The sequence below is a fragment of the Nocardioides houyundeii genome (assembly GCF_002865585.1).
GTDB lineage: Bacteria > Actinomycetota > Actinomycetes > Propionibacteriales > Nocardioidaceae > Nocardioides > Nocardioides houyundeii.
This window is the reverse complement of sequence record NZ_CP025581.1, coordinates 3278767-3291834: the sequence shown is the minus strand read 5'-3', so window position 1 is coordinate 3291834 and position 13068 is coordinate 3278767. Positions and strand designations below refer to the sequence as shown.

14 protein-coding genes are annotated in these 13068 nt (G+C 72.8%); 8 read left to right on the top strand and 6 right to left on the bottom strand.

What is annotated here, in order from left to right:
• Positions 1-43 precede the first annotated feature (43 nt).
• Positions 44-910, bottom strand: coding sequence for an A/G-specific adenine glycosylase (locus C0R66_RS15840; protein ID WP_199286710.1), 867 nt, complete (start codon positions 908-910; stop codon positions 44-46).
• A 70-nt stretch (positions 911-980) separates the two neighbouring features.
• Here C0R66_RS15840 and C0R66_RS15835 point away from each other — a divergent pair, with 70 nt between their 5' ends.
• A complete protein-coding gene (locus C0R66_RS15835) occupies positions 981-1850 on the top strand; it encodes a hypothetical protein (protein ID WP_101525516.1) in 870 nt (289 codons plus the stop codon).
• Positions 1851-1870: 20 nt separating this feature from the next.
• Here the strand turns inward: C0R66_RS15835 and disA are convergent, their stop codons facing one another.
• Complete coding sequence (disA, locus tag C0R66_RS15830; protein ID WP_101525515.1) at positions 1871-2956, bottom strand: DNA integrity scanning diadenylate cyclase DisA; 1086 nt, start codon at positions 2954-2956, stop codon at positions 1871-1873.
• 59 nt (positions 2957-3015) lie between these two features.
• Positions 3016-4434: a DNA repair protein RadA gene (radA, locus tag C0R66_RS15825; RefSeq protein WP_101525514.1), complete on the bottom strand. Its 1419-nt coding sequence runs from the start codon at positions 4432-4434 to the stop codon at positions 3016-3018.
• 157 nt (positions 4435-4591) lie between these two features.
• Here radA and C0R66_RS15820 point away from each other — a divergent pair, with 157 nt between their 5' ends.
• Positions 4592-5653, top strand: a complete 1062-nt coding sequence (locus C0R66_RS15820; RefSeq protein ID WP_240311839.1) for a LacI family DNA-binding transcriptional regulator — start codon at positions 4592-4594, stop codon at positions 5651-5653.
• A gap of 95 nt (positions 5654-5748) precedes the next feature.
• Here the strand turns inward: C0R66_RS15820 and C0R66_RS15815 are convergent, their stop codons facing one another.
• The 3 genes from C0R66_RS15815 to C0R66_RS15805 form a co-directional block, all read right to left on the bottom strand.
• Entirely contained in the window at positions 5749-6435 is a 687-nt protein-coding gene (locus C0R66_RS15815) for a class I SAM-dependent methyltransferase (RefSeq protein ID WP_199286974.1), read from the bottom strand.
• Between the two features lie 20 nt (positions 6436-6455).
• On the bottom strand, positions 6456-7091 hold the full coding sequence (locus C0R66_RS15810) for a VOC family protein (RefSeq protein WP_101525513.1): 636 nt from the start codon (positions 7089-7091) through the stop codon (positions 6456-6458).
• A 93-nt stretch (positions 7092-7184) separates the two neighbouring features.
• Entirely contained in the window at positions 7185-7970 is a 786-nt protein-coding gene (locus tag C0R66_RS15805) for a DUF3109 family protein (RefSeq protein ID WP_101525512.1), read from the bottom strand.
• Positions 7971-8027: 57 nt separating this feature from the next.
• Here C0R66_RS15805 and C0R66_RS15800 point away from each other — a divergent pair, with 57 nt between their 5' ends.
• The 6 genes from C0R66_RS15800 to proC are packed head-to-tail and all read left to right on the top strand — an operon-like array spanning position 8028 to position 13050.
• Positions 8028-8963 (top strand): Ppx/GppA family phosphatase, encoded by a 936-nt coding sequence (locus C0R66_RS15800; RefSeq protein ID WP_101526308.1) that lies wholly within the window; start codon positions 8028-8030, stop codon positions 8961-8963.
• Between the two features lie 27 nt (positions 8964-8990).
• Positions 8991-9800 (top strand): sugar phosphate isomerase/epimerase family protein, encoded by an 810-nt coding sequence (locus C0R66_RS15795; protein ID WP_101526307.1) that lies wholly within the window; start codon positions 8991-8993, stop codon positions 9798-9800.
• A 15-nt stretch (positions 9801-9815) separates the two neighbouring features.
• Complete coding sequence (locus C0R66_RS15790; protein WP_101525511.1) at positions 9816-10523, top strand: ABC transporter ATP-binding protein; 708 nt, start codon at positions 9816-9818, stop codon at positions 10521-10523.
• A complete protein-coding gene (locus C0R66_RS15785) occupies positions 10520-11257 on the top strand; it encodes an ABC transporter permease (RefSeq protein WP_101525510.1) in 738 nt (245 codons plus the stop codon). The genes C0R66_RS15790 and C0R66_RS15785 overlap by 4 nt, the downstream gene beginning before the upstream one ends.
• Before the next feature lie 10 nt (positions 11258-11267).
• Complete coding sequence (locus tag C0R66_RS15780) at positions 11268-12203, top strand: proline dehydrogenase family protein (RefSeq protein ID WP_240311840.1); 936 nt, start codon at positions 11268-11270, stop codon at positions 12201-12203.
• Positions 12204-12231: 28 nt separating this feature from the next.
• A complete protein-coding gene (gene proC / locus C0R66_RS15775) occupies positions 12232-13050 on the top strand; it encodes a pyrroline-5-carboxylate reductase (RefSeq protein WP_101526305.1) in 819 nt (272 codons plus the stop codon).
• Positions 13051-13068: the final 18 nt, after the last annotated feature.

The window sequence follows — 13068 nt, the reverse complement described above, 5'->3', positions numbered from 1 at the left end:
TGTCCCCGCCGTCATGTGTCCCCGCCGTCATGTGTCCACGTCGTCAGGGCAGGCGGTATCCCAGGTCTCCCGCCGGCACCACCAGGCCGTCGACGACCAGGGCCGCCAGGCAGCGCTCCCGCTGCCCGGCGTCGTGCCAGGCGGCCTCGATGCCGACCGCGCTCACCGGCCCGGGGCTGTCACGCAGCACCGCCATGATCCGGCCCCGGCACTGCCGGTCGGTGCCGGCCCAGGCCTGACCGCGCCGCGGCGGCCCGTCGTACGCCGGGTGGCCGGCCGCCCGCCACGCACAGAGGTCGGCGACCGGGCAGGAGCCGCAGTCCGGCTTGGTCGCCCGGCAGACCAGCGCTCCGAGCTCCATCACCGCCACCGACCAGGTGGCCGCCGTGGCGGGGTCCTGGGGCAGCAGCTCCTGGGCTGCGAGTCGCTCGCCCCGGGTCACCGACGCGCCAGCGAGCTCCTCGCCGACGAGCGCGCGCGCGAAGACCCGACGCACGTTGGTGTCCAGCACCTCGTGGCGCTGGCCGAAGGCGAACGCGGCGATGGCCGCGGACGTGTAGTCCCCGACGCCCGGCAGTGCCAGCAGCTGGGCGCGGTCGAGGGGAACCTCCCCACCGTGGCGCTCGCAGATGGCGACCGCGCTGGCGTGCAGCCGCAGGGCCCGCCGGGGATAGCCCAGCCGTCCCCACATGCGCAGCGCCTCCCCGACCGGCTCCTGGGCCAGCAGCGCCGGGGTCGGCCAGCGCTCCAGCCAGGCCTGGTGCACCGGCAGCACCCGCGCCACCGGGGTCTGCTGCAGCATGAACTCCGAGACCATCACCGACCACGGCGACGCCTCGCCGGTGCGCCACGGCAGGTCGCGGGCATGGTCGTCGTACCAGTCGAGGATCGGTCCGTGCAGGGCACTCATCGAGGCCGATGCTAGCCACCCCCGGTGTGGCACCCGCACTCCCGGCCCAGCGCTGGCTACGGTGGCGGCCATGACCGCGCTGACCGCTCCCAAGGGCCCGTTGCCCGCAAGGGTCTACTGGTTCCGCCGCCTGACGCTGCTGGCGGTGGTCTTCCTGCTGATCTTCGGCGCCGCGCGGCTCCTGGGCGGCAGCAGCGATCAGGAGCCCGAGACCGGGGTGTCCGCCACCACCGTCTCCGGGGAGCCCAAGGACCAGCCAGGGGCAGAGGCCGGAGCCGACGCCGCCGAGTCGACCGCCGAGTCACCCGCGGAGGGTGCCGAGTCGCCGGCGCCCGCGACGACCGGCGGGCAGGACCAGCAGCCCGTGGTGGAGACGCCCGCCCCCAGCCCGACGCCGCCTCCGCTGCCCGAGCCCACCGGTCCCTGCGCCAACGAGGACGTGGTGGTCACCCCGGTGCTGGGCGAGGTGCGCGGCGGTGGCCAGGTGGAGATTGGGCTGAACCTGCGCACCAAGACCACGCCCGCCTGCACCTGGCAGGTCTCCGGCGACACCGTCACGGTCAAGATCACCTCCGGCAGCGACGACATCTGGCAGAGCAGGCACTGCCCCCAGGTGCTGCCTGCGCAGGACGTGGTCATCTACCAGGCCAGCGACACCGTGGTGCCGATGAGGTGGAACGGCCGCCGCTCCAGCGAGGACTGCTCGGCGCAGAACGACTGGGCGCGCGTGGGGTTCTACCACGTGGTCGCAGCCGCGTACGCCGGTGAGCCGACGGACGTGCAGTTCGAGCTGCGGGTGCCGCTCCCGGTGGTGGAGACCCGCACCGTGGCGCCCGAGCCCGAGAAGGTCAAGAAGAGCAAGAAGAAGAACAAGAACAAGACGCAGAGCACGCCGTCGGTCCAGCCCTCGGGCGCCGTGGAGCCGAACGACCCCAGCTGAGGCGCCCCCGGCGACCGGGGTCAGACGTAGCGCTCCAGGATGCTCGACTCCGCGAGCCGGGAGAGCCCCTCACGGACGCTGCGGGCCCGCAGCTCGCCGACGCCGTCGACGGCCTGCAGGTCGTCGATCCCCGCGGAGAGCAGCTGCTGGAGCCCGCCGAAGTGCTCCACCAGCCGGTCGACCACCGGGCTGGGCAGGCGCGGCACCTTGGCGAGCAGCCGGTAGCCACGAGGAGCGACCGCCCCGTCGAGGTGGTCGCCGGCGGTCATCCCGAGCGCCTTGGCGACCGAGGCGGGGTCCACCAGCTCGGTGGGGGAGAGCAGCTCGAGCTCGGTGAGCAGCTCGGCCGGGGTCTTGGCGTTCTTGCCCGGCGGCAGGTAGTCGCGGATGACCAGCTCGCGGTCGGCGTCGACCCCGGTGACCAGCTCCTCCAGCTGCAGCGAGAGCAGCCGGCCGTCGGTGCCGAGCTCCAGGACGTAGTCCTCGATCTCGCGGGCGATGCGGGTGACCATCTCCAGCCGCTGGGCCACCACCGCGACGTCCCGGACGGTGACGAGGTCCTCGATCTCCAGCGCCGACAGCGTGGAGGAGACCTCGTCCAGGCGCAGCTTGTAGCGCTCCAGCGTCGCCAGCGCCTGGTTGGCGCGGGAGAGGATCTGGCCCGAGTCCTCCAGCACGTAGCGGGTCTCGCCGACGTACACGGCGATGATCTGCATCGACTGCGACACCGAGATCACCGGGAAGCGGGTCTGGCGTGCCACCCGGTCGGCGGTGCGGTGCCGGGTGCCGGTCTCGTCGGAGTGGATGGTGGCGTCGGGCATCAGGTGCACCGCGGCGCGGTGGATGCGCGAGATGTGGTTGTCGATGATGATGGCGCCGTCCATCTTCGCCAGCTCACGGAGCCCGGTGGCGGTGAACGGGACGTCCAGGGTGAAGCCGCCGCTGGAGATGGAGTCCACCAGCTTGTCGTGGCCGACCACGATCAGTGCCCCGGTGCGGCCCCGCAGGATGCGCTCCAGGCCGTCGCGCAGGATCGTCCCCGGGGCGATGGAGGCCAGGGTTGCGCGCAGACGCAGGCTCTCGTCACTGCGCTCGATGCCCACCATGACGTTCCTCCATCAGCGATTCCCCATGACAACACCCCCGTCACAGGGGGTGTCGTGCGTCAGTCTAGGGGACGCAGTGAGCCGTGCCTGCTGTTCGTGAGGCGCAGCAGCGCCAGTGCTGAGGCGACGTCGCCCACGTCGAGGACCTGCATGCCGTCGATGGTCCAGGACTCCGGCGACCGGGGGCCCGAGGGCTTGGTCCGCTCGCTCGGCACCACCGCGACCTTGAACCCCAGGCGGGCTGCCTCCGCGAGCCGCTGAGGCAGGTCGCGGACCCGCCGCAGCTCGCCGGCCAGGCCGATCTCGCCCATCGCCACCACCCCGAGCGGGGCCGGGATGCCGAAGGTGGCGCCCGCCACCGCGACGGCGATGGCCAGGTCGCTGGCGGGCTCGGTGAGCCGGGCGCCGCCCACGGTTGAGACGAAGACGTCGTGGTTGTGCAGCCGGATGCCGCAGTGCTGCTGGAGCACGGCCAGCACCATCGAGACCCGGGAGGAGTCCACGCCCGAGACGGTGCGCCTGGGCCGTTCCGCCGCCGTGGGGGTGACCAGCGCCTGGACCTCTGCCAGCAGCGGGCGCCGGCCCTCCATGGTCACCGCGACGCAGGTGCCGGGCACCTGCTTGCTGTGGTGCTCCACGAACAGGCCGGTGGGGTCCGAGACCGCCTTGATGCCCTCGGCGGACAGGTCGAAGCAGCCGACCTCGTCGACCGGGCCGAACCGGTTCTTCATCGCCCGCACCATCCGGAAGCGGGAGTTGCGGTCACCCTCGAAGTGCAGGACGACGTCCACCACGTGCTCGAGCACCCGGGGACCGGCGATCGAGCCGTCCTTGGTGACGTGACCGATCAGCACCATCGTGATGTTCCGCGTCTTGGCCACCCGGATCAGCGCGGCCGCGACCTCCTTGACCTGGGTGACGCCGCCGGGGACGCCCTCGATGCCGGAGGCCCCGATGGTCTGGATGGAGTCGACCACCACCAGGGTCGGGCGCACCTGCTCGATGTGGGTCAGCACCGCGCCGAGGTCGGTCTCCGCGGCCAGGTAGAGCTCGTCGTGCACGGCGCTGGTCCGGTCGGCCCGCAGCCGCACCTGGGAGGCGGACTCCTCACCGGTGATGTAGAGCGTGCGGTGCTTGTAGCGCGCGGTCTGGGCGGCCACCTCGAGCAGCAGGGTGCTCTTGCCGACCCCGGGCTCGCCGGCCAGCAGGATCGCTGCCCCGGGCACCAGGCCACCGCCCAGCACCCGGTCCAGCTCGGGGACCCCGCTGGAGCGGAACGCCGACTCCGCCACCGAGACCTGGCCGATCGGCACCGCCGGCGTGGTCACCGGGGCCGAGGCGGTGCGCATGGTGGGGGCGGCGGCCTCGGCCACCGAGCCCCAGGCCTGGCACTCCCCGCACCGGCCGACCCACTTGGCCGTCTCCCACCCGCACTCGGAGCAGCGGTAGGCGGGACGGGAACGGGCCTGTTTGCTCATGGCCGCAAACGTAGGCCACCCCACCGACAGCCCTCTCGACAGTCCCGTGGCGCCCGGCCGAGCAGAGTGCGCAAAACGTGGCCGGGGGTCGCGAGCGGGTCCGCCCGAGCGGCCAGCGCCTATGCTGACGTGGCTTGGAACGATCCAGAGGAGTGACGTGTCGGACCGTGGTGCCCAGGGGCCGCTGACCTTCCCCAGCCTGCCGGTGAATCCGCCGACGCTGGCCGACGTCGCCGAGCGTGCCGGCGTCTCGCGGCAGACGGTCTCCAACGCGGTCAACAACCCCGCTCTGCTGCGCACCGACACCCTGGTCCGGGTGCAGCAGGCCATCGCGGAGCTGGGCTACTCGCCCAACCGGGCGGCGCGCAGCCTGCGCACCAGGGCCTCGCACCTGGTGGGCCTGCGGTTCACCCCCGCCCAGGAGGGCACGGCCAACGCGCTGATGGACCGGTTCGTGCACTCCCTGGTCGCCGCGACCGCCCAGGTGGGGTACCACGTGCTGCTCTTCGCCGACGACGACACCGAGCCGCTGTCGGCCTACGACCACTTGCTGCGCTCCACCGCGGTGGACGCCTTCATCGTCACCGACACCTACCTCGGAGCCCCGCAGGCCGCGTGGCTCACCCAGCAACGCGCCCCGTTCGTCGCCTTCGGCCGGCCCTGGGAGGACCCGCACGCCAGCCACGCGTGGGTCGACGTCGACGGTGCCGCCGGCGCGGCGCTGGCCTGCGACCACCTGCTCGACCAGGGGCACACCCGGGTCGCGTGGATCGGCTGGCGCAAGGACTCCTTCATCGGCGAGGACCGGCGCTCGGGCTGGTCCCGGGCGATGCACGCCCGCGGGCTGCCCACCTCCGGTCTCGCCTCCCGGGTCGAGGACACGGTGGCCAGTGGGCGGGAGGCCGCCGCGGTGCTGATCGACGAAGCGCACCCCACCGCCTTCGTCTGCGCCTCGGACACCCTCGCCCTGGGCGTGCTCCAGACGTTGTTCGACCGGGGCATGGTGGCCGGGCGTGACCTGGCCGTGGTCGGCTTCGACGACTCCCAGGTCGCCCAGGTGGTGCCGCCGGGACTGACCTCGGTGCGGCAGCCGCTGGAGCAGGTGGCGGTGGAGGTGGTCCGGGCCCTGCAGGGGCTGCTGGCCACGCCGCCGCTGGCGATGCCCGGAGTGCTGCTGACCCCCACCCTGAGCGTCCGCGGTTCGAGCACCGGAGCCTGACACGGCGACCGGCCCGGCGACCGGCCCGGCGACCGGCCCGGCGACCGGCCCGGCGACCGGCCCGGCGACCGGCCCGGCGACCGGCCCGGCGATGGCTAGAAGCGGCGCCACCACAGGTTGAGCGCGTAGTCGACCTCGGTGCCACCGCCGCCGGCCCAGTGCTCGGCGAGCACGGCATCGGCGGTCTGCCGGTCCAGCTCGATGCGCACCACGGCCTCGAGGTCGGCAGGGGAGTCGAAGGCCAGCCGGGTCTCGACCGGCACCCGCTGCCAGCCGCGGGTGGACCAGAAGCGCTCCACCGCGACCGGGTCGACGCGGGGATAGCCCCGGCGGAACCAGTGCCCGAAGGTGGATCGGGTGGGGTCGTTGTCGATCACGAACGCCGTGCCCCCGCGGCGTACCACGCGGGACAGCTCGTCGAGCCCGGGCTCGCACCCGGGACCGAAGAAGTAGGCCAGTCGGGCCTGGGCCACGTCGACGCTGGCCTCGGGCAGCGGCAGCGCCTGCGCGGTGCCCTGGCGCACCTCCACGCCCGCCAGCCGTCGGGTACGCCGACCGGCCAGGGCGGCCAGGGCCGGCATCGGCTCCACCCCGATCACCCGCTCGGCCTCCTCGGCCCAGCGCGGCAGGTGGAAGCCCGTCCCGCAGCCCACGTCGAGGAACGTCCGGCCGCGCCAGGGCGCGACCGCCGCCATCGCCGACTCCAGGAGCTCGTCGGGGTCCAGAGCGCGGTTCTCCAGCTCGTAGGTCTCCGGGTGCTGCCAGATGTTGGGGCTCGGCACCGCCCCGGGCGGCGCCGGGATCAGATCCGGACCAGCCCGTTGGGGGTCTGGAACTGCACCGCTTGCAGGCCGGGCGTGCCGTGCGGCGCCACCCACTCGACGTACAGCTTGTCGGGGGTCTCCAGCGAGGCCCCCAGCCATTCGCTCACCCGCTGCGGGTCGCCGGCGAGCTCGACGGTGGACATCGAGATCTTGCCGTCGCCGCCGCGGCTGGGGTGCAGCTCCGCGGGCGACTCCCACTTGATGAAGAACGGCAGCTGCGGGTCGGTGATCAGCCCGTTGATGCCGATCTGCCGCCAGCGCAGCTCGGTGCCGTCGGGGCGGTGCCGGTTGCCCAGGACCGCCTCGCGACCGAGTCGCTGCTCGATGCTCGCCAGGTCGTCGACCGCCACGCACCACCCGAGCCAGCCGCCGCCCAGTGCCGAGCGGGCACGCACGGCCTGGCCGAACGGTGCCTTGTCCGAGGCCGGGTGGTCGAGCACCTCGACCACCTCGACGTAGGTGTCGTCTGCCAGGGGCAGGATCATGTTGCGGGTGCCGAACCGCGGGTGCACGCCGCCATCGGTGAACTCGCGTCCGAGCAGTCCCCCGATGCGCGCGGCCGTGCTTGCCAGTCCATCGGGACCGGCGGCGTAGGAGATGTGGTCCAAGCGCATGTCAAGCATTCTTGCCACCCCCCTCGTGGCGGCTTGCAGCGGGGGTCGGGTCTCTTGACGTCGAGGTTCTCGCGGGGCTCGTGATAAGGGCGTTCAGTGCGGGTCGGCGGGGTGGATCGCGAGCTGCGAGCGCGAGCGCAGGTGGGCCTCGCAGTGCCGCACCAGCTCGGCGTACCCGGCTTCGCCCATCAGCTCGGTGAGCTCGGGTGCGTTGGTGACGAAGAGCGGCTCCGGGGCCACGTGGGCCTCGGTGTTGCCCGAGCAGTACCAGTCCAGGTCGTGGCCACCCGGCCCCCAGCCGCGACGGTCGTACTCCCCGATGGAGACCTCGGTGTACGAGGTGCCGTCCTGCTGCTCGACGGTGCGGTAGGTGCGCCGGATCGGCAGCTGCCAGCAGACGTCGGGCTTGGTCTCCAGCGGGTTGCGTCCGGTCTGCAGGGCCAGCCCGTGCAGCGCGCAGCCCGCGCCGCCCTGGCCGGCAGCGGCGCCCGGCGGCCGGAAGTCGACCCGGTTGTGGAACACGCACGCGGACTGGCCGTCCACCTCGATGGTCAGGGTCTTGCGCTCCCCGTCGGCGTCGAGCTCGACCCAGTCCTCGGCGCTGACCTCGCGGCCGGGGTGGAACTGCCACTGCTCGGGGGTGAGCTGGGCGACGAAGCCGGCCACCCGCTGCTCGTCGTCGGCGTCGGAGAAGTGGGCGCCCAAGGTGCAGCAGCCGGTGTCGGGGGAGTCGGCGTAGATGCCCGCGCAGCCCTGTCCGAAGATGCACATGTAGGAGGAGGTGAGCCACGTCAGGTCGCAGCGGAAGACCTGGTCCTCATCACCCGGGTCGGCGAACTCGACGAACGCTCGGGGAAAGACCAGGTCGACTTCGGGCACGTGGACAATTCTAGTGAGTGCCCGGCAGGGCGCTCCGTGCCCGGTACGTTGGGGGCCATGCGCCTCGGAGTCCTCGACATCGGCTCCAACACGGGTCACCTGCTCGTGGTCGACGCCCACGCAGGCGCGGCACCGCTTCCGGCGTTCTCCTACAAGGAGCCGCTGCGACTGGCCGAGCACCTCGACGCCGCCGGCGCCGTCGGGCAGGCCGGGGTGGACGCGCTGACCGAGTTCACCGCGCAGGCCATGGTGGTGGCCGAGGAGAAGGGCTGCGAGGAGATGCTCGCCTTCGCCACCTCCGCGGTCCGCGACGCCACGAACTCCGAGGACGTGCTGCACCACGTCGCGGAGCGCACCGGCACCACCATCGAGGTCCTGTCGGGGGAGGACGAGGCACGGCTGACGTTCCTGGCCGTACGCCGCTGGTTCGGCTGGTCCGCCGGCCGGCTGGCCGTGTTCGACATCGGCGGCGGCTCCCTGGAGATCGCGGCCGGCGCCGACGAGGCACCGGACGTGGCCTGGTCGCTCCCGCTGGGGGCGGCCCGGCTGGCCCGGGACTGGTTCCCGGCCCAGGCGCCGGACGACGACGAGCTGCGCGCACTGCGACGTCGGATCCGCACCGAGATCGCCCGCGACGCCGGCACCCTGCGCCGCGGTGGCGTACCGCACCGGGCGGCCGCCACGTCCAAGACGTTCCGGTCCCTGGCCCGGATCTGCGGAGCGGCGCCCTCGGCCGAGGGGCACCTGGTGCCGCGGGTGCTGCGCGCGGAGGACCTGACGGGCTGGCTGCCCAAGCTCACCGCCATGTCGCCCGAGGAGCTCACCGGGCTGCCGGGGGTCTCCCCGAGCCGCAGCCACCAGATCGTGCCGGGAGCCCTGGTCGCCGAGGCGGTGATGGACATCTTCGGTCTCGCCGAGCTCGAGATCTGTCCCTGGGCGCTGCGCGAGGGCGTCATCCTGGAGCGGTTCGACCAGATGTCGGTACTGGGCTAGGCACGGCGAGGGACCATGGAGGACGAGATGACCTCACACACCCAGATCGGCCTGTCCACGGCCTCGGTCTATCCCGAGTCCACCGCACACGGCTTCGCGTACGCCGCGAGCGTGGGGTACGACGCCGTCGAGGTGATGGTGGGGATGGACGCCCTGTCCCAGCAGACCGCCGCGCTGCGTCAGCTCTCCGAGCACCACCAGATGCCGGTCTGCTCGGTGCACGCACCGTGCCTGCTGTGGACCCAGCGGGTCTGGGGCACCGAGCCCTGGGGCAAGCTGGAGCGCTCGGCCGCGATGGCCCAGGCGCTCGGCGCCGACGTGGTGGTGGTGCACCCGCCGTTCCGCTGGCAGCGGGAGTACGCCGCGGGGTTCGAGGACGGCATCGCGGCCCTGGAGGCCTCCACCGGCATCGCCTTCGCGGTGGAGAACATGTATCCCTGGCGGGCCTCGTCCCGGCGCCGCGCCCCGAAGGGGATGGAGATGTACCTGCCCCACTGGGACCCCTCCCTGGGCAGCTACGCCAACACCACCATCGACCTCTCGCACGCCGCGATCGCTCGCTCCGACGTGATCGAGATGGCGGACAGGATGGGGGACCGGCTGCGGCACGTGCACCTGACCGACGGCAGCGGCAGCGCCAAGGACGAGCACCTGGTGCCCGGCCGGGGCGCGATGGGCGCCGGTGCGTTCCTGGAGCACCTGGCCGGCTCCGCGTTCCGCGGCCACGTGGTGCTTGAGATCAACACCCGGCGCTGCGACACTCGAGAGGACCGGCTCGCGGACCTCGTGGAGTCGCTGTCGTTCGCCCGCGAGCACCTGAGCATCAAGGCCCGTTAGCCGAGAGGTGAACCCGTGCACCCCACCGTGGAGGTCTCCGGGCTCACCGTGGTGCGGGGCGGTCGGACGGTCCTGGACGGGCTCGACCTGTCGATCGGCACCGGCATCACCGGCCTCCTGGGCCCCTCCGGCTCGGGCAAGACGACCCTGATGCGCTCCCTGGTCGGGGTGCAGCGCATGGCCGCCGGCAGCGTCCGGGTGCTGGGGGAGGAGGTGGGGACGCCGGGGCTGCGCAGCCGGACCGGCTACGTCACCCAGGCCGCCAGCGTCTACGACGACCTCGACGTGCGCGAGAACCTGCGCTTCTTCGCCGCGGTCCTGGGGCGAGGCGAGGAGGACGTGGCACGGGTGGTCGCCCAGGTGGACCTCTCCGAACAGCTCGAGCAGGTGGTCGGCCGGCTCAGCGGGGGCCAGCGCTCGCGGGTGAGCCTGGCGACGGCGCTGCTGGGCCGCCCGGACCTGCTGGTGCTCGACGAGCCGACCGTCGGCCTGGACCCGGTGCTCCGCGAGCGGCTCTGGGACCTGTTCCACTCCATCGCCTCGGACGGTGCGACGCTCATGGTCTCCAGCCACGTGATGGACGAGGCGACGCGCTGCGACCGGCTGCTGCTGATGCGCGAGGGGCGCATCATCGCTGACGCCTCGCCGGCCGAGATTCTGCGCCGCACCGGCGCCCCGGACATGGAGCGGGCCTTCCTGCACCTGGTGGAGCAGCCGCGATGAGCCCCCGGATCACCCTCGCGGTCGCCTCCCGGGTGCTCGTCCAGGTGCGTCGCGACCGCCGGACCGCAGCGATGCTGCTGCTCCTGCCGGGCTTGTTGATGACCGTGCTGTGGTGGGTCTACGACGACGTGCGGGGCGACGTATTCGACCAGATCGGGCCGGCTCTGCTCGCGATCTTCCCCTTCTTCGTGATGTTCCTGGTGACCAGCGTGACGACGCTGCGGGAGCGCTCGAGCGGCACCCTGGAGCGACTGCTGGCGATGCCGATGGGGCGGCTGGACTTCCTGCTCGGCTACGCGTTGGCGTTCGGGCTGCTGGCCGCGCTGCAGTCGGTGCTTGCGGTGGGCCTGAGCGTGGGCGTGCTGGGTCTCGAGGTGCAGGGACCGATCTGGCTGCTGGCGCTGGTGGCGGTCGTCGACGCGATCCTCGGCACCGCGCTGGGCCTGTGCGTGAGCGCGTTCGCCCAGACGGAGTTCCAGGCGGTCCAGTTCATGCCCGCGGTGGTGGTGCCCCAGATCCTGCTCTGCGGCCTGCTGGTGCCGCGCGAGCAGATGCCCGCGGTGCTGGAGGCCATCAGCAACGTGCTTCCCCTGTCCTACGCCGTGGACGCGATGCAGCAGCTCGTGGCCACCGAGGAGACCGGCGAGGTCTGGCGCAACGTGGCGGTGGTCGTCGCGTTCGCCCTGGGCGTGTTGGGCCTCGGAGCCGCCACGCTGCGTCGACGTACCCCGTAACGTGGCGCCCATGTCCTTGCTGCGTCAGCCCATCTTGGTGCTCTCCCGCTCCGAGCAGATCAAGAAGGCCGTCACCGCGTGGCCGGCGACCGCGTCGGTGGTGGCGGGCTACGTGCCCGGCGAGACCACCCAGGACGCGGTCCAGGCCGCGGCCGCCCTGGTCGGGAGCGGGCTCTCGGTGACCCTGGACTTCCTCGGCGAGGACACCCGCGACGTGGCCCAGGCCGACGCGTGCGTGGCGGCGTACGTCGACCTGCTGGGCCAGCTCTCCGGCCTCGGCCTGGCGCGCCAGGCCGAGGTGAGCGTCAAGCTGAGCGCCGTGGGACAGGCGTTGCCGCGCGATGGCCAGCAGGTGGCGCTCGAGCACGCGCGCACCATCTGCCGTGCGGCCCGCAACGCCGGCACCACGGTGACCCTCGACATGGAGGACCACACCACCACCGACGCGACCCTGGAGATCCTGCACGAGCTGCGCAAGGACTTCCCCGAGACCGGCGCGGTGCTCCAGGCGGCGCTGCACCGCACCGAGTCGGACTGCCGGGCGCTGGCGCACGAGGGCTCCCGGGTGCGGCTGTGCAAGGGCGCCTACCTGGAGCCCGAGCAGGTCGCCCACCAGAGCCGGCACGAGATCGACAAGGCCTACGTGCGCTGCCTGAAGATCCTGCTCGCGGGACAGGGCTACCCGATGATCGCCACCCACGACCCGCGGATGGTGCAGATCGGCGGCTCGCTGGCCAGCCGGTACGGCCGCACCCAGGGGACCTACGAGTTCCAGATGCTCTACGGCGTCCGCACCGGCGAGCAGCGACGGCTGGCGGAGGCCGGCGAGACGGTGCGCGTCTACGTGCCCTACGGCGCCCAGTGGTACGGCTACCTGATGCGCCGCCTCGCGGAGCGGCCCGGCAACGTCTCGCTGTTCCTCAGGTCGCTGATCTCCGGGAAGTAGCCGAGCGGTTGGGGGCACAATGGCGGTCATGAGCCTCCCCAGCACGCACCAGACCGCGATCATCGGCGCCGGAGTGATGGGGGAGACCCTGCTCTCGGGACTGGTCCGCGCCGGTCGCCGGGTGGACACCCTGCTGGTCGGTGAGAAGCGGGCCGAGCGGGCCGCGGAGCTCGAGGAGCGGTACGGCGTGACCGTGCTGGGCAACGTGGCGGCCGCCAAGGCGGCGGACACCCTGGCGCTGGTGGTCAAGCCTCAGGACATGGGCGAGCTGCTGGCCGAGATCGCGCCGGTGCTGCGCCCGGGCCAGCTGCTGGTCTCGCTGGCCGCCGGGATCACCACCGCCTACATCGAGGCCCGGGTGCCCGCCGACGTCGCGGTGGTCCGGGTGATGCCCAACACCCCCGCGCTGGTGGACGAGGGGATGGCGGCGATCTCGCCGGGATCCCACTGCGGCGACGCGGACCTGGCCGAGGCCGAGGCGCTGATGGGCTCCTGCGGCAAGGTGCTGCGCGTCCCGGAGAAGCAGATGGACGCGGTCACCGCGATCTCCGGCTCCGGTCCGGCGTACGTCTTCTACGTCGTGGAGTCGATGATCGAGGCGGGAGTGCACCTGGGACTGCCCCGGGCGACCGCGAGCGAGCTCGTGGTGCAGACCGTGCTCGGCTCCGCGGTGATGCTGCGCGAGACCGGCACCCACCCGGCGGTGCTCCGCGAGCAGGTCACCTCCCCGGCGGGCACCACCGCCGCCGCCCTGCGCGAGCTGGAGATCCACAAGGTGCGGGCCGCGTTCCTGGCGGCGATGGAGGCCGCCCGCGACCGCTCGCGCGAGCTGGCCGCGCAGGACTGAGGCGGTCCGGCTCCGCCG